Source organism: Achromobacter sp. MFA1 R4, from assembly GCF_900156745.1.
Lineage (GTDB): Bacteria > Pseudomonadota > Gammaproteobacteria > Burkholderiales > Burkholderiaceae_B > Achromobacter.
The window spans coordinates 1055240-1071734 of sequence record NZ_LT707065.1; the positions used below are offsets into that span (position 1 = coordinate 1055240).

At 65.4% G+C, this 16495-nt stretch carries 13 protein-coding genes; 6 read left to right on the forward strand and 7 right to left on the reverse strand.

The features are described 5' to 3' along the window. Nucleotides 1-56: 56 nt before the first annotated feature. A complete protein-coding gene (ftsY, locus tag BXA00_RS04835) occupies nt 57-1061 on the reverse strand; it encodes a signal recognition particle-docking protein FtsY (RefSeq protein WP_369825597.1) in 1005 nt (334 codons plus the stop codon). A 478-nt stretch (nt 1062-1539) separates the two neighbouring features. Between ftsY and rsmD the strand changes: the two genes are divergently transcribed. The 4 genes from rsmD (at nt 1540) to BXA00_RS04855 (ending at nt 4247) form a co-directional block, all read left to right on the forward strand. Next, nucleotides 1540-2106, forward strand: a complete 567-nt coding sequence (rsmD, locus tag BXA00_RS04840) for a 16S rRNA (guanine(966)-N(2))-methyltransferase RsmD (protein ID WP_076516703.1) — start codon at nt 1540-1542, stop codon at nt 2104-2106. 58 nt (nt 2107-2164) lie between these two features. Continuing rightward, complete coding sequence (gene coaD / locus BXA00_RS04845) at nt 2165-2668, forward strand: pantetheine-phosphate adenylyltransferase (protein WP_076516705.1); 504 nt, start codon at nt 2165-2167, stop codon at nt 2666-2668. 113 nt (nt 2669-2781) lie between these two features. Next, entirely contained in the window at nt 2782-3033 is a 252-nt protein-coding gene (locus tag BXA00_RS04850) for a YfhL family 4Fe-4S dicluster ferredoxin (RefSeq protein ID WP_043547072.1), read from the forward strand. Then, entirely contained in the window at nt 3030-4247 is a 1218-nt protein-coding gene (locus tag BXA00_RS04855; protein ID WP_076516707.1) for a benzoate/H(+) symporter BenE family transporter, read from the forward strand. The genes BXA00_RS04850 and BXA00_RS04855 overlap by 4 nt, the downstream gene beginning before the upstream one ends. A gap of 27 nt (nt 4248-4274) precedes the next feature. Here the strand turns inward: BXA00_RS04855 and BXA00_RS04860 are convergent, their stop codons facing one another. Beyond that, a complete protein-coding gene (locus BXA00_RS04860; protein ID WP_076516709.1) occupies nt 4275-4661 on the reverse strand; it encodes an MOSC N-terminal beta barrel domain-containing protein in 387 nt (128 codons plus the stop codon). Then, complete coding sequence (locus BXA00_RS04865; protein WP_076516711.1) at nt 4658-7159, reverse strand: AsmA family protein; 2502 nt, start codon at nt 7157-7159, stop codon at nt 4658-4660. Before BXA00_RS04865 ends, BXA00_RS04860 begins: the two co-directional genes overlap by 4 nt. A 343-nt stretch (nt 7160-7502) precedes the next feature. Between BXA00_RS04865 and BXA00_RS04870 the strand changes: the two genes are divergently transcribed. Beyond that, nucleotides 7503-9101 (forward strand): MDR family MFS transporter, encoded by a 1599-nt coding sequence (locus BXA00_RS04870; RefSeq protein WP_076516713.1) that lies wholly within the window; start codon nt 7503-7505, stop codon nt 9099-9101. A gap of 3 nt (nt 9102-9104) precedes the next feature. Next, the gene (locus BXA00_RS04875; RefSeq protein WP_076516715.1) at nt 9105-9548 is read left to right on the forward strand and encodes a MarR family winged helix-turn-helix transcriptional regulator; all 444 of its coding nucleotides are present in this window, start codon (nt 9105-9107) and stop codon (nt 9546-9548) included. Nucleotides 9549-9563: 15 nt separating this feature from the next. Here the strand turns inward: BXA00_RS04875 and BXA00_RS28705 are convergent, their stop codons facing one another. The 4 genes from BXA00_RS28705 to BXA00_RS04895 are packed head-to-tail and all read right to left on the reverse strand — an operon-like array spanning nt 9564 to nt 16346. Further along, nucleotides 9564-10679, reverse strand: a complete 1116-nt coding sequence (locus BXA00_RS28705) for a hypothetical protein (protein WP_076516716.1) — start codon at nt 10677-10679, stop codon at nt 9564-9566. After that, a complete protein-coding gene (locus BXA00_RS04885) occupies nt 10679-13339 on the reverse strand; it encodes a T6SS effector BTH_I2691 family protein (RefSeq protein WP_156902738.1) in 2661 nt (886 codons plus the stop codon). Before BXA00_RS04885 ends, BXA00_RS28705 begins: the two co-directional genes overlap by 1 nt. After that, a complete protein-coding gene (locus BXA00_RS04890; RefSeq protein WP_076516720.1) occupies nt 13336-14241 on the reverse strand; it encodes a DUF4123 domain-containing protein in 906 nt (301 codons plus the stop codon). The genes BXA00_RS04885 and BXA00_RS04890 overlap by 4 nt, the downstream gene beginning before the upstream one ends. After that, the gene (locus tag BXA00_RS04895) at nt 14238-16346 is read right to left on the reverse strand and encodes a type VI secretion system Vgr family protein (RefSeq protein ID WP_076516722.1); all 2109 of its coding nucleotides are present in this window, start codon (nt 16344-16346) and stop codon (nt 14238-14240) included. The genes BXA00_RS04890 and BXA00_RS04895 overlap by 4 nt, the downstream gene beginning before the upstream one ends. Between the last annotated feature and the right edge of the window lie 149 nt (nt 16347-16495).

The window sequence follows — 16495 nt, forward strand, 5'->3', positions numbered from 1 at the left end:
GGCGCTTGCGCACCGTCCCGCACTGCCTGCGTAGGCAGGCGCATCGACTGGACGTGTCAGTCGGCCAGCAGCGCCGCCGCGAACTCGTCCGCGACGAAGGGCTGAAGGTCTTCCAGGCTTTCGCCCACGCCAATCCAGTACACCGGAACCGGACGCACGCCCTGGCTGCCCGCGGCCACGGCGGCCAGCGTGCCGCCCTTGGCGGTGCCATCCAGCTTGGTCACGACCAGGCCGGTCAGATTGATGGCCGCATCGAAAGCGCGGATCTGCGCCAGCGCGTTCTGGCCGGTGTTGCCGTCCACCACCAGCAGCACCTCATGCGGCGCGGTCGCGTCGGCCTTGCCGATCACGCGACGGATTTTCTTCAGTTCTTCCATCAGGTGAAGCTGCGTGGGCAGGCGGCCGGCGGTATCCACCATCACCACGCCCATGCCGCGCGCGCGGCCGGCGTTGACCGAGTCGAACGCCACCGCGGCCGGGTCGCCGCCATCCTGCGAAATCACGCTGACGTTGTTGCGGCTGCCCCATTCCACGAGCTGTTCGCGCGCCGCGGCGCGGAAGGTGTCGCCGGCAGCCAGCAGCACGCTGGCGCCCTGGCGCTGGAAAGTGTGCGCCAGCTTGCCGATCGACGTGGTCTTGCCCGCGCCATTGACGCCGGCGATCATCACCACCAGCGGCTGCGTGCGCTTCAGGTCGAAGGCGCGTTCGAGCGGCCGCAGATGGTCGGCCAGGAGCTGGCGCAGGGCCGCCTTGACCTTGGCCGGGTCCTCGATGCGCTCTTTCTTGACGCGCGCCCGCAGCGCGGTCAGCAGCTTCTCGGTCGCCTCCAGGCCCGCATCGGCCATAATGAGGGCCGATTCGAGTTCCTCGAACAGGTTCTCGTCGACTTTCACGCCGACGAAAATGCCGCCGATGCTCTGCCCGGTGCGGGACAGGCCCTGCTTCAGGCGCGACAGCCAGGACGCTTTCTTGGGCGCCTCGGCGGGCGCGGGTTCCGCGGCGGGCGGCGCGGCCGGCACGGGCGCAGCCACCGGCGCGGACGGCGGCGTCGGAGCGGGCATGAACGCGGGCTGCGGCGCGCGGACGGGCTCGACAACCGGCGCGGCTGACACGACAGGCGCGGGTGGCGCGACCGGAGCCGGGGCCGGAGCGGAAACGGACGAGGACGGCGCGGCGGGTGCGAATGCCGGCGCAGGTGCAGGTGTTGCAGCAGGTGCAGGCGTTGCGGCAGGAGCGGAAACCGAAGCCGGCGCCGCAGTTGGGGCGGGCACCGGCGCAGGCGCTGAACCCGGAACCGAGCCCGGCGTCGCGGCGGGCGCGGGAACCGAAACGGAAGGCGTAACCGGTGCAGAAACCGGAGCCGAAACCGGCGCGGCAGATTCCTGGCGGCCCGCAGGCGCAGGGACGGCCGGCGCCGGGCTGGCCGGGGCTACGGCGGGCTCTGCGGGCGCGACGCTGGCGTCGACGACCTCCGGCGGCGGCGCGGGCTGAGCCGGCGTGGCGGGCGGAGGGGATTTTTTCTTGAAGAAGCGGCTAAACATGGGTAACAAGTATATTCGTATCGTCGGGGGCCAATACCGGCGCACCCCCATCGTCGTTCCCGACGTGGAGACGCTGCGTCCCACGCCCGACCGGGTGCGCGAAACGCTATTTAACTGGCTTACTCACCTGTGGGGCGGCGAATTCGCCGACAAGCAGGTACTGGATCTGTTCGCCGGCAGCGGCGCCCTGGGCTTCGAGGCGGCCTCGCGCGGCGTGGCGCATGTGCAGATGGTCGAGCGGGACAAGACCGCCGCGTCCGCGCTGCGGACACTGCGCGACAAGCTCAAAGCCGACATGATACGCATCCATGTCGGGGATGCGATGCAGGTCGCCGAACGGATGGATGCGTCGCGGTTCGACCTCATCCTGCTGGATCCTCCCTTTGGACAGGGCTGGCTGCCGCGCCTGTGGCCCATTTTGCCGGGCATCCTGACCGATCATGGGCTAGTCTATGTCGAGGCGGAATCCGCCATCGAAGCGCCCGAGGGATTCCAGATTGTGCGGCAGGACAAGGCCGGCGCGGTCCACTTCCATCTTCTGGAATTTGCTGCATTGCGGAAATAGATCAATAATCCGGGCTTCGGAGGATGGTGTACACCACAAATAACGGTACGGAGCTCGCATGATCATCGCTGTTTATCCCGGCACTTTCGACCCGCTGACCAGGGGCCACGAAGACCTGGTCCGCCGTGCAGCCACGCTTTTCGACAAAGTCGTGGTGGGGATCGCCATTAGCCGCAACAAGAAGCCCTTCTTCAGCATCGACGAGCGCGTGGAGATCGCGCGCGAAGTGCTGGGGCACTACCCCAACGTGGAAGTGCAGAGCTTTGGCGGCCTGCTGAAAGACTTCGTGCGCGACCAGGGCGGCCGCGTCATCGTGCGCGGCCTGCGCGCGGTGTCCGACTTCGAATACGAATTCCAGATGGCCGGCATGAACCGCCATCTGCTGCCCGACGTCGAAACGCTCTTCATGACGCCGTCGGACCAATACCAGTTCATCTCGGGCACCATCGTGCGCGAGATCGCCCAGCTGGGCGGGGACGTCAGCAAGTTCGTCTTTCCGTCCGTGGAGCGCTGGCTCCAGGAAAAGGCCAAGGAACGCCGCGAACAGTCCTGGCCGGGCTGACACCCGCCGGCAGCATCCCCGAACGGGCGCGCAAGCGCCCTTTTCGCGCTTTCCGGGCCGCGGCCGCCCGGCGCTACAATGACAGCGCCCCTTGCCTTGCTCCGCTGCCCATCATGGCCCTCACCATCACCGAAGAATGCATCAATTGCGACGTTTGCGAGCCCCAGTGCCCGAACGAAGCGATCTCCATGGGCGAGGACTATTACGTCATCGACCCCGACCGGTGCACGGAGTGCGTCGGCCATCACGATGAACCCCAATGCAAGGTGGTCTGTCCCGTGGAATGCATCGAACTGCATCCGCAGTGGCATGAAGGCCAGGAGCAGCTCATGGCCAAGTACCGACGCCTGACCGGTGCCGCATGAGTGACGCGGCGCCGCCCAGCCTCAACCTTTCCCCTCCCACACACCATGCCCGCCGCGACCTCTCCGCGTCCGCGGTCGCCGCGGGGCTGGTCGCCGTATTGGTCAGCTTTGGCGGCACCGCCGTGCTGATGGTGCAGGCGGGCCATGCCGCCGGGCTTGACGCCGCGCGCATCGGGTCCTGGATCGGCTCGTTGAGCCTGGTGCTGGGCCTGGGCGGCGCGTTCTACAGCCTGCGCACCGGGTTGCCGGTGGTCATGGCGTGGTCCACGCCTGGCGCCGCCCTGCTCGTCACCGCGCTGGCCGGCGTGCCGTTCGATGAAGCCGTGGGCGCCTTTGTCCTGGCGGCCGGCCTGACGCTGGCCTGCGGCCTTTTCGGCTGGATCGACCCCATCCTGCGCCGCATCCCCGGCGAAGTCGCCGCCGCGATGCTGGCCGGCGTGCTGCTCAATTTCGGCATGGGGATCTTCAGCAACATCTCCAGGCAGCCCGCCCTGGTGCTGGCCATGTGCGCCGCCTACCTGCTGTGCCGCCGCTGGGCGCCGCGCTACGCGGTGCTGGTGGTGATGGCGGTAGCCGTGGCCATGGCCGCGGCAATGGGCCTGATGCAGGTGAACCTGCTCGACTGGCGCCTGACCGAATTCGTCTGGACCACGCCCGCCTTCAGCGCGCAGGCGGCGGTCAGCCTGGGCATCCCGCTCTTTGTCGTGGCCATGGCCTCGCAGAACCTGCCCGGCCTGGCCATTCTGCAAGCCGCCGGCTATCGGCCGCCGGCGTCGCGCCTGGTTGCCGCCACCGGCCTGCTGGGCCTGGTCGCCGCGCCTTTCGGCGCGCACAGCGTCACCATGGGCGCGATCAGCGCGGCCATCTGCACAGGCCCCGAAGCGCATCCCGATCCCGGCAAGCGCTACATCGCGGCTGCCACCTACGGCATCGGCTACGTCGCGCTCAGCATTGTCGCAGGCGCCGTGGCGGTCTTTTTCCAGGCGCTGCCGGCCGCCCTGCTGGCCGCACTGGCGGGACTGGCGCTCCTGGGCACCATCATGGGCGGCATGGCGGCGGCCATGGCCAATCCGCAGCGGCGCGAAGCGGCGCTCATCACGCTGCTGGCGACGGCTTCGGGATTCAGTTTCTGGGGGATCGGTTCGGCCTTCTGGGGCCTGGCTGCGGGCCTGCTGGCCCACACCGCTTTCGAATACAAGCGCACCCGGACCTGACGGGGCCCGGGCGGCGCCCTCGCCCGCTCAGGTGGGCCAGGCGGCCACGGGCGTGTCGGGATGCACCTTCATGATGCGGCAGGGCACCTGCGCGAAGTTCGAGATCCACGCCGCGGCCAGTTCGCCTTCATCGATCACGTCGATGGCCTGCTCTCCCACCATCATGCTGTAGCGCACGCTGTCGTCGTCTTCGATGACGTCCAGCGGGATATCCATGCGCAGCATGCCGGGCGCCTTGAGCACCAGGTAGCCCAGGCGCAGTTCCACCGACACCTCGGCCAGCCTGGGGCACAGCTCGCGGTTCAGCCACTGCCCCGAATCGTTGGCGACCAGCCACTGCCGGTGATAGGCGGCGGCCTGCGATTGCGTCGTCACGCCGCATTCGGCGACAGGCTGGAATTGGTCAGCGCTCATTTGCCCAACAGTCCTTTCAATGCCTTGTCCACGGCGGCGCCGTTCTTGCCCTTGCCGGAGACCGCTTCCTTGAGCTTGTTCTCCAGGCTGCGCTTCAGGATGCCGCCGATGGCGTCCTTCCAGAGCAGCGTGTACGAGGGATTGTCGAACGGCCCCTTGAAGTGGACGGGGATGGTCACGTCCTTCAGGTCGATCAATTCCTTGCCTTCCGGATCGGCGGCCGGGTTGATGACGCGCGCGCGCGCCACCACATCCAGTTCGCTTTTCACGAAGTCGATGCTGGCCGGATCGCCCTGCGTCACACGCAAGAGCGGCGACACGAAGCTCAGGCGTTTCACCGTGGCGACACCCTTGGCAATCGCCAGGTCGGCTTCCAGTTCCGAGAACGCCGTCTGCTTGCTGGTGTCGGCGGGCACCGTTTCGTTCTGCGCGTCGGGCGAGAACCGGGCCTTCAGGTCGCGCAGCGTCTGCGTGAGGTCGATGCCCTTGACCGCCCCGTCACGCAGGCGCAACTGCAGGGTGCCGGCCAGGGCGCTTTTCATGGCGTAGGCATTGGCGCCGGCAGTCTTCAGGTCCAGCGCCAGGCTGCCCGTTCCGCTCAGCACGTTCTTGCGCGCCAGGTCCATGAGCAGGGGCTCGATCGCGATGCCGGCCAGCGACATCTTCGTGGCGACCTGATTGCCTTGCGCCGCATCCACCGACAACGCGCCGCCCAGCTTGCCACCATAGAGGCCCGCCGCGATGTTGGATATTTCCAGCTTGCCCTTGTCCAGCTTCACGGCGGCCGACACCTCATCGGCCTTCAGGCCGCGCACGACCAGCTTGCCGACCTTCAAGGTGCCGTTGACGCTGGGACCGATCAGTGCCGACAGGTTGATCGTATCGTCGGCGGGCGCAGCCGGCGCGGGCTGCGCGGCAGGCTTGGATTCGTCTTTCTTGCCGTCAGCGGGCGGCTTGGGTGGCGTGACCGGCACCGGCGGCACCAGCTTGTCCAGGTCCAGCGTATCCACGGCCAGCGCGAACTTCATCTGCGGCGAATCGGCGGAGAGCTTGGTGATGTCGGCGCTGAGATCGAACTTGCCGCCTTCCAGCACGGCGTTGATCTTGCTGGTGGCCTGGTCCTTCAGCAGATCCAGCGTGAGGCTGCCGATGACGGGAATCTGCAGGCTGCCCTTGGGCAGGCCAGGGTCCGTGATGTTCACGTCGCCGCGCAGCGCCGACATGGCGCCGCTGCGTTGCAGGAGATTCAGGGTGAGCGGCGAGGCAAAATTCAGCTTCACCACCCGTTCGCCCGTCTTGGACGTGCTGTCCAGCTTGGCTTCCTTGATGTCCAGTTCGCCCGCATTGCCGCTGATGCCGTTCATGCCGAGGCTGGCGTCCAGGCCACTGATGCGCAGACGGCCGGTCAGCGCCTCGCCGGTGGCCGAGGCGGGAGAGATATTGAGCGCCGGCGCGTCGACCGCCAGTTCGAAGGGGCCATCGGCCACGCCGCCCTTGGCGCGCACAGCCAGCTTTTCGATCTGGAGCTGGCTCTTGTGCGGGTCGATCGCCAGCTTGGGGATCGCCACGCTGGCTTCCACGTTGGTCGCGCGCACGGAGGGCTCGGTCACATCGCCCTGGAAGAGAAGCTCCAGGCCAGCCACGTCCAGCGCCGACTTCTGGCCATTGAATGCCAGGTTGCCGCGCATCACCAGGCTCTTGGCCTCGGCGCCCGGCAGCTTGCCGTCCATGCGCAGATCCAGCTTCTGTGCGGCGTAGCGCTTGGCGGAGGGATCCAGCGTCAGCAGCGCCTGACCGGTCAGATTGGCGTCCACGCGCGGATAGCCGCCTTCGACACGCGCCGACATCCGCACGTCGAAAGGCTGATTGAAGGTGACACGGCCGGTGTTGGCGTTGATGCGGGTCACGGCGACCGCCATGCCCGTCATGGCGTCCTGCATCTGGACCTCGCCGTCCTTCAGATCCAGGCCGGCGATGTCGATCTGCATATTGTTGCGCGACGGCGGCATGGTGCCGCTGGTGATCGCCTGCGCGGCAGTCTGGGCCGCCCCCACCAGCGCTTCGGCCGGATTGCTGGGCGCGTCGGTGACCGACTGCGCGCCGCCCACCAGGTTGCTGAAGTTGAACTGCCCCTGCTTGTCACGCACCACGCGGGCCTTCAGCCCGCTAATGGCCACATGGTCCACCACGAAGCTGTTGGACAGCAGCGGCCACACCGCAACGGCGAGGCGGGTGCTTTCGATGGAGGCGAAGGTTTCGGTGCTGTTGGGCTCGGACAGCGATACGCCCTGCACCGACAGCCCGATCCGCGGGAATAGCGACAGCTCGATTTCGCCGTCGATCGTGAGTGTGCGTTGGTAGCGTTCCTGGACAAGCTCTTCCAGCTTGTACTTGTACGCGTTGGGGTCGAATGTCAGCAAGAAGATGGCCAGGCCAACGACGGCCACGACAACCAACACTACCAGGCCTATCAAAATGCGCTTGAACCACGTTTTCATTGCTGCCCCGTCGGTACCTCGACTGGATATCCTTGATGCCGCCCACCGCGCAAGGCGCGGGGAAGGTGCGTTGCCGGCGGAAAACCGCCTGGCTTGGTGAACTGTCTGCCTGTCAGGGCTTGCCTTGTAGGGCGTGTCCTCGTCCCGCCGTGCCTGCGGCATTGGCGACAAAAGGGGAGGTGCTACCGAGGAAGGCTGCTGAAGACGCCGGTAACCCAGCGTGCAGATAACCGCTATCGTAACAAATCAGGCCGCGCCGCGGGATCGGCCAAGCTGACGGCTTCCTGACCGGCGGATTGTAGGGCTAGAATGGTTGATCTATCAATTATTGATACGTCCAACAATGCCCGCCCCCGCCCCCACTGCTCCACACTCGCCCGGCCAGGTGCTCCCTTTCCGGCAATCCTTGCTGGCCATGCTGGGCATGTGTTTCGTGATGATGCTGGTCGCCATCGACCAGACCGTCGTGGGCACCGCGTTGCCGACCATTGTGGCGGAACTCCGGGGCTTCGAACTGTATGCATGGGTAGCCACGTCTTACCTGCTGACCTCGGTCATCACCGTGCCCATCTTCGGCAGGCTGGGCGATTACTACGGACGCAAACCCTTCGTCGTGGCGGCCATCGTGCTGTTCACCCTGGCCTCCGTCCTGTGCGGCGCAGCCGACACCATGCTCGAACTGGTGCTGGCGCGGGCGCTGCAAGGCATCGGCGGCGGCATGCTCGTCGGCACCGCCTTCGCCTGTATTCCCGACCTCTTTCCCGACCCCCATGTGCGGCTGCGCTGGCAGGTGATGCTCAGTTCCGCCTTCGGCATCGCCAATGCCGTCGGGCCTTCGCTGGGCGGCGCGCTGACGGAGCACTATGGCTGGCGGTCCGTCTTCTACGTCAACCTGCCCATCGGCATCCTCGGCCTCTGGTTCGTCGCGCGCTACCTGCCCCACCTGCGCAGTCAAGCCCCCGGCAAGGTCCGGCTGGACTGGCAGGGCGCGCTGTTGATCGCCCTGGCGCTGGGCGCCCTGCAGCTTTTGGTTGAACTTTTGCCCAAGGACGGCTTCACGCCCCCGCTCCTGCTCCTGGGCGCCGGCAGCATCGCCGCCTTCGCCATCCTGATCTGGTGGGAGCGCCGCTGCCCGCACCCCCTGTTGCCCCTGGACATGTTCCGCAACCGCGGCCTGGCCATGCTGTTCATCCTGGCCCTGCTGGTGGGGGTGACGATGTACTCCCTGCTCTTCTACGCGCCCCTGCTCCTGCAGGGCGGCTTTGGACTGTCGCCCCAGGAAGCCGGCCTGCTCATCACCCCCATGGTCGTCTTCATCACCGTAGGCAGCATCGTCAACGGCCGCATCATCACCCGGATCCGCAATCCGAACCGCATGCTCTACGCCGGCTTTCTCCTGATGGCGTTCTCCTGCCTGGGCATCGTCACCACCCACAGCTACACGTCGCACACGCTGATTGCCGCCTACATGCTGATGGCCGGCCTGGGCATGGGCTTCATCATGCCCAACCTCACCGTCTTCGCCCAGCAGACCGCCGGCCGCAGCCACCTGGGCATCGCCACCGCGCTGCTGCAGTCCCTGCGCATGATCGGCGGCATGCTGGGCACGGCCGTCGTCGGCACCATGGTCAGCCACAGCTACTTCAGCGGCGTCGAATCCACCCTGCGCGGCGCCTCCGCGCAATGGCTGCCCAAGCTGAACGACCCGCAGATGCTGGTCAACCCGGCGGCGCAGACCGAGTTCCTGGCACAATTGGCGCATCAAGGCCAGGATGGCACGTCGCTCATCGAAATCGCGCGCGTCGCGCTGGTGGGCGCCATCCACGAAGGGCAACTCATCGCCCTCGCCGTCGCCGTTTTCGCACTCTGGTGCGTGCGGCGCGTGCCCCTGGTGAAACTGGTCCGGCCATCCAAGCCGGAGCCCGCCGGCGTCGGAGAGTAACTTTTGCCCAAACAACAACAAGGCCTGCAAGTCATCCAGCACATGGGCCAGACGTACCGCGTCATGCAAAGCGCCTTCAGCAGCAAGGTCGGCCACGCGCTGCCGCGCTGGCGCATCCTGCTGGCGCTGCATGAAAACGGGCAGTGCTCGCAGAAACACCTGGCCGAGCGTTGCCGGCTGGATCCGGCGTCACTGACGCGTCAACTGCAGGCAATGCAGAAGCTCGGCTGGATATCCCGGGCGGTGGATGCGCAGGACAACCGGCTGACGAACGCCACGTTGACGGCGGCCGGACAGGCGGTGGTGAATGAGGCGTTGCCCAAGCGGGCTCAGTTTTTCGAGGAGTCGCTCAAGGGCTTGTCCGGGGCGGATATCGATACCCTGAACCGCGTGTTGAGCGTCCTGGAGGAAAATTTTGTCAGGGCGGCGGGGGAACGGGGCGGTTAGGAATCGCGCCGCCCATCAGCGAGCGTCCTCGCGCCCTCGCCGGCGGTTGTCCGGCGCACGCCCTGGCCGCAACGCCCAGCGGTGCGCATTCGCCAGCAATTGCGCCCGCACGTCTGGCGGGTAGTCTTCCACGGTCGTAAAGGCCGGCACCGGCTTGCCGGCCTGGCCGGCCTCGCGGATGATGCGCGGCCAACGGGGACGCCAGCACAGCAGCAGCGACGCCCAATGCGACAGACCGAGGATGACGAAGGCCGGCGAAATCAGCAGGCAACCCAGCCACACGACAGGGCCGCTGTTGCGCAAGAATGGCCACAGGGCGTCGAACTGCGCGGTAAATGCTGGCCAAGGCAGAGGCAGTTGCGAGCTGATGCGCGGCTTCTCGACCGCCTGGACACCGCCCTCGTCCATGTAGCGCCGGATGAATTCCCATTCGGATTGCAGGTCCGATAGACGACTGCTTTGCCTGCCAATGAAGACCAATGTGGGAAAGGGCAAGTCTGTGCTGTCACCGGGATACCAGCCCATCACCAGGCTCAGTCCTGCCACTTCGTCGGTCTGAACGCCCTCCCAGGGCAAGACGAGGATGCCGCCGCAACTTGACGGCCGATGGAGATAGACCTGGCGCGTGATTCGGTTGAAGCGGATGAGTTGATGGCGGGAGGTAAGCGCTTCAAGCCGAGTTATACGAAGAGCGTATTTGCAATAAAGCCAGAGCAGGACGACAGTCCCCGCCGTTGTTACCAAGGAGAACACAACGATGCCGATACCCCAAGCTTTATACCCGTCTGGCTCGGCCACCACAGACCACAAGACAGGTGCGTCAAAATCAATCCACATCCCGACTAGAAAATACAAAAAAATCGATGAACAGAGCGTAATCAAGCCCCGCTTGTCCTCCATGCCGCCACATCGCATTTCCAGATAAGTGTCGTTGCATGCATAGACAGGCCCCCTGGATCTGGCGTACTCAAACCGCTTTGCCGCTTGGCGTTCGCGATCTTCCACGATGCTATCTTCATATGCGGGTTGGACGACCGGCATCGATGGACTGCTGTGTTCCTCCAGGTTTTTCCGAATCCAGTTATCTGATTTGAGGCAACTGAACCACATGATCCATTCGGCAACGTACATCAGACAATCTCCGAAAGCGCGCCATACAACGCAGCCAGCTCGTTCGCCACATCTTCGAACGCTTTTTCGTCCTTGAACTTCGAACCGCGATATAGCGTGCGCTTACACCATTTTTCAAGGGCATCATCATCAAAAATTGCAATTGCCACGCTAACGGCGAGGGTGACTAACGTCCCACGCAGCAATACCCGCCTCAAGAAAAGAACCACCGCCTGTCGGGCCAAAAGCGCGGACATTCGAGCGAAAATGCCATACAAAAGGGAGAATTTGGTGTTCGGGGCGCGTTCGGCCAATATCTTGAGCATGGGACTGGCTGCGGCAATCGCCAAACTTAGCTGACTGACCGCCATCGTCATGGCTACCATTGCGCGAAGCCGGTACGCGCGTGATAGCACGTACTGTCCTTGCGTCTCAGCCTTGTCACCATCGCTCCAGTCGTAAAAGGCGATCACGGTGCCTCCGATGGTGGACAGTGCCCCGCCCCACAACCTCAAGCGCCCCAAAAACACCGTCGCGCCCACCCCCGTCGTACTACTGGCGTTAAAGTGCCTCAGCACCAATTCCGTGCCGCATGCCAACATCTCGATCCCAGCCGCCCCCACAGCCAGGAAGGCAGCAGTCAGTTCAGCGAGTCCCCTGTCGTCCCTGGGCAGGCTGCGCATCCTCAAACTGAGCAGCCCCGCCTCCAGCAACAGCAGCCAACCGGTGGCGCGCACCTTGTAGAACTCGCTCGAACGCGCGTCCACCAGTTCTGTCGCAAAGGCGAGTTGGACGTTCCTATTGATCTGGCCACGCATGGTCGCCCGATCGGCGCTGCGGCCGACGGCCTGCAATTCCTCAAGGCGAAGGTTGACCGCGCCCTTGCCGATGCTGGCGGCAAGCCAGGCGCGGGTGGCGCCGTGGACGAACCACTCCTTGCCTTTCGCCGCGTGGCGCAGCGTCTGGCGGCCCAGGCTGCTGTACCAGGCCAGGATGCCGCCGGACAATCCCGCTCGGCCGGCTCTCTCCAGCTCTTCAAATACGCCGTTGGCCTTGTCAAAAAGCTCCGCCAGCGTCTTTGCCTTTTCCAGGCCCGTCTTCGTGTACTGGTAGATGGCTTCGGCATCGACGGGAAGCGGTTGCGACCGGGCCGCTTCCAGCGTGCGCTGCATCTCGGCCAGGATGGTCTTCTGGTTCAACCCGAAACTGCGCAGGGCCAGGTTATTGCGGTCTTGCGGGCGGCCCTGCCACCACTGCTGGATGAGGTCGGCGCTGCTCTCGCACCCTTCCGCGCCAAACACGCACAGCCCGGTCTGGCCCGCAAACTGCCAGCCGTTTGCCAGGTCTGCATCGTCATAGACCTCCAACCCGTCCAGCAATTGCGTGCTTTGCAGCCATGCCTCATAGGGCCGCGCACGCCGTTCGGCTTCCGTCTGGGCGGCCTGGCACCGCGCTTCAAAATCCGCCAGCGCCGCCTTCATGGCGCCCACCTGCAGGGCGGCTTGCGGATCCGGTGGCGTGACGTATTTGCTTTCGAAACGATTGCGGTATTCGCCGCTGTCGAGCTTGGCCTGGACGCGCGCCCGTATCGTCGCTTCATAGGCGCGCACGTGCTGCGCGGCCGCCTCGTCCCAGCGCCTTTGCTCGTCATCATTGAGAATCCAGTTGCGCGCCTGGGCCATCTCGGGATTGAACACCTTGTCGCGCTCGATCTCGATGTAGTGCTGCGCCTCCAGGGCAGCAGACTTTTCTTCGAACTGGCGCCTGACGTCCTCGAACGCCTGCGCCACCAGGATCTTGCGCTCGTTGCTGATGCCCTTGTTCGCCGCCCCTTTGTTCAGGTGGTCCCGCAACTTCTCCACGGCCTCGTTGCGCCAGGCATTGAGCTGCTGGGTAATGCCGATGGGATCGTGCAATACGATCGCGGCGCCGCGGGCGCGCGTCGTCGTTTCCTTCAGGTCCGACGCGATCAGTTGCGGCGCGTGGTGGTAATCCGGATCGGCGTAAAGCTGGTTGGCAAGCACCGGCGCCAGGTGCTTGTTGGCTGCGGCGATGTCCTCGGCGACGCTGCTGGCGGGCGTTGCGGTATCCAGCACATCCGCGGCGAACGAACAGCTCTTGGCGATCTCGCGGATGTCGAAGGTCTGGAGCTTGTTGCGCAGCGCGTCGGTGTCGCGCAGCTTGTCCAGCATGCGTGCGGTCAAGGGATCAGGCGTGAACAGCAGACGCGCCTCTTCGATGGCTTCGGGCGCCTTGAACAGGAGGGTCCAGGCGCCAAGCCCGAGCAGACGGCTCTGGTCCGGCGCATAGGGCAGAGTCGGCGCGTAGGGCCAGATCGGCGAGAACACCCCCGTCCCCGTGGCGCGCCATGCGCTCTCGCACGTCCACTTTCCAAAGCGCTTGATGAACGCGTACAGATAGCCCTGACGCATGGCGCGCACCGCGTATCGCACACCCGCCGCTTCCAGCGGGGGCAGTCCCCGGCCAAGGTTGGCGGCAAGATCCGGCGTCAGGGCGGCAAGGGCTTGCGGGTCATCGCTGGTCACCACGGCATAGCGCAGCGGCAGGAGGGCGACTTCGGATTTGCAATCGACGCAGGGGCTCGCGGGTTCGTCCCGGCGGGTGCTGCGCGCGATATCGAGCGCCTGTGATAGCAGTTGGTCGAGGGACATCGGCTTCATGACCGCGCCCCCCGGTCTTGGAGTGTCGAAAGCCGGGCAAGCGATTCATGCAGCGGCTCGCCGCCGGCGACGGCACGATCCAGCGCCGCTTGCCAACGGGCGTCTGCCGTCTTCTGGCTCCAGGAAAGGGTCATGCCCACCAGCACATAAGTCGTCAGGTCTTCGTGCCGCGTGAGCCCGGCTTGGCGGGCATCGTTCAGTTGCGCCTCGACCTGCGCCAGCCGTATCCCGCCACAGTGGCTCTCGAACACGTGCGGCGCCTGCGCTTCAAGCGTGTGCAACAAGCGGTGAGGCAGCGGGTCCGATTCCAGCGCCCGCCACAAGGCATCGTTCAAGTGCAGCGCTTGCGGCGCAATCGCGCCGACGCCTCGTCCGCCACCGCGGATTCGACGCCATCGTGAGGTTTGCTGCGTCGCGTCCGCGAACCACCAGGACAGCACCGGCCCAAAGAACCAGGACACCCATGCGCGGTCGGCATGCAAATAAAGAACAGGCGTGACCAGCGGATCGTAGTAGCGCAAAAGATAGCGCTCTTGCGAGGCTCCCAAGGCGTAGGTCGCCTCGCTCAAGTGCAGCGCCAGTTGCTCCGCTGGCAAGACACTGGCTATCCATGCCTGCACGAATGACTCACATCGCGTCCCCACTCTCGACAGGACCGCGTCGTATTGCCCCGGCCCGCTTCCCGCCGCGCTGACAAGCATCGCACCCAGCGGCTGCAGCGCAGCCAGTTCAGGATCGCGCAGCAACGGGTGCACGTTCGCGGCGAAATACGCGGCAATGGCTTGCCGCTGGTCTTCGGGCACGAGCGCCATGTCGATCAGCGCCGACAGATGGCGCGGTTGTGAACGGTCGCCCTCGTGGATCTCTTGGTTCAGGGCGCGGATCAGGTCATGGGGAATCATGCGTCCATCCTCATCAACGCCTTGCGTTCACGGGCCGCTTTCAACCAGCAACTGACGCAGATGGGTTCACCCTCGTCCGGCTCGCCAGTCAATGAGATAGCCGTTCCCGCTCCAGTGGCCTGCACGCTCATGGGACCCTTGAGATGTATTGCCACGCCATTGAGCGTGATGCCGGACCGGTTGATGCGCAACGAGCCGCCCGGCCCCTCCAGCACGACCTCGTCCTCCACCTGAATCCGGTACACCTTGGTTCGGTGCAGGATCTCCTGCGCGGCCTGCAGATGCGCATGTCCTTCGACGCGCTGCTCCAGGTGCCCGCCGACCTCCGTCCAGTGATTGGCCGTGGTCTTATCGCGGCGGTGGTTGCCCACTTCCTCGATGCGGTCCTTGACGATGGAGATCGTGTAATCGCGCCCAACGGCCAGAAAGCCGTCACGGCCGATGTCGTGACGCCGGTCCCGCGCGATGGCAACCTGCTCGTCGTTGCCCACGTTCTCGTTGCGGTCATGGCCGATGACGATGGCCTCATCGTTCTCCACGCGCTCGCTGCGGTCGTGCCCGACGAACGTGCTCTCGTCGTGCTTGACGTGGATGTTCTGGTCCTTCTGGGCGTGGACGTAGATCTCCTCCCGTCCGGCCTCGTCCTCGAACCGCATCTCGTTGAAACCATCGCCCTTGTGCGTCTGGCTCTTGATGGTCATGCGGGTCTTGTGCGCGGGCAGTTCGTAGGGCGGAAGCTGATGGGCGTTGTAGTTCCGGCCGGTGATGACCGGCTGGTCCGGATCGCCATCAAAGTTGCTGACGATCACCTCCTGGCCGATGCGAGGGATCGCCATGTGCCCCCAGAGCGCGCCCGCCACGTTCTGCGACACGCGTATCCAGCAGGAACTGTGCTCGTCGTGCTTGCCCTCCCGGTCCCAGCGGAACTGCACTTTCACACGGCCGTAGGGGTCGCAATAGATTTCCTCGCCGGGCGGCCCGACCACCGTGGCCTGCTGCGGGCCATCGATGCGCGGCTTGGGCAAGGGTTCGGCGCGCCATTCGACATCGTCGGGCACCAGCGTGGCCGTGCAGTGATAGTGCGACCCCTGCTCGGCGTCGGCGCTTTCCTCGCCCTGACTGGTGTATTGCGTGCCGTGGTGCTCGATGCGCACCGGGCGCCAGCCGCGGTTCATTTCCGGGCGGGGATGGCCGATGAGATCGAAGGAGACGCCGGGTGTCAGCCGGGCATCGTCGCCTTCGACAACCGCGATGCGCGCGTCGCCGCGATGGCCCCGCAGGCGGTCCCGGGTGAAGGCCACGCCCGCCACGCTTTTGTAGCGGCCCGGGTAATCGTAGCGCTCGTATCCTCGCGCCTGGTGCGCCAGACCCTCGCCATCGCGCAACGTTTCGTGGTCGTACCGCGGATTCTTGAAGTCATAGTCGCGCTGGGTCTGGCGCGCGGTGCGCACGCTTTCGGTGTACAGGAAGCTGCGCAACGCCGGGCCCGGCCTGTCGCCACCGGCCATGGGGTTGTACTCCACGGGTGGCCCCGGCTCCCTGCCGAATACCCACAGACGATCGCTGTGAACCAGATGGTGCCCCGCCGCGGTATGGCGAAAGCCATAGAAGAAGCCTTCCTCGCGCATGATGCGCTCGACGAAGTCGTAGTCGGTATCGCCAGCCTGCACGCAGTACTCGCGCGGCAGATGGAGATTCGTGGCCTGCTGCTCGTAGGATTGCGTGACGCCGTGCTGATCGAGGATCATCGTGGCGATCTCGGGCACATTCAGGGCCTGGAAAATCCGCCAGTCGGAAGACAGTCGCAGGCGAGCCAGGCGCGGTTCGACAGTGGCGTGATAGCGCGTGCGCCGAAAGCCGGTATTGCCCTGCTGGAGTGACGTCACCAGGCCATGCACATAGCGTACGGGCTGCTCGCCCTGCCAGATGGTCAGCAGCGCCGGTTGGTCCAGGACCTGGCTGAAATCGACGGCGGGGTCCGCGCAACTGAGGTCCACGGCTAGCGTAAAGACCTCGGACAACGCTTCGCAAAGGCGGAATTCGATGACGTCGAACGCGACGACGCCAGCGGTGAAGGAAAAGCGCAGATCGGACTGGGCGGGCACGCGGCGCTCCTGCAACGGCGGCCCTGTGCGTCAGCGTCTGCGTCCGGGCCGCGTGGGGGATGAGCATCCACTGCGGCGCGCGGGCTTACGCGATGTTCGCCTCTGACAGCAATGGACGTCCAAGAACTTGGGTCCAGATCGTGCATGCC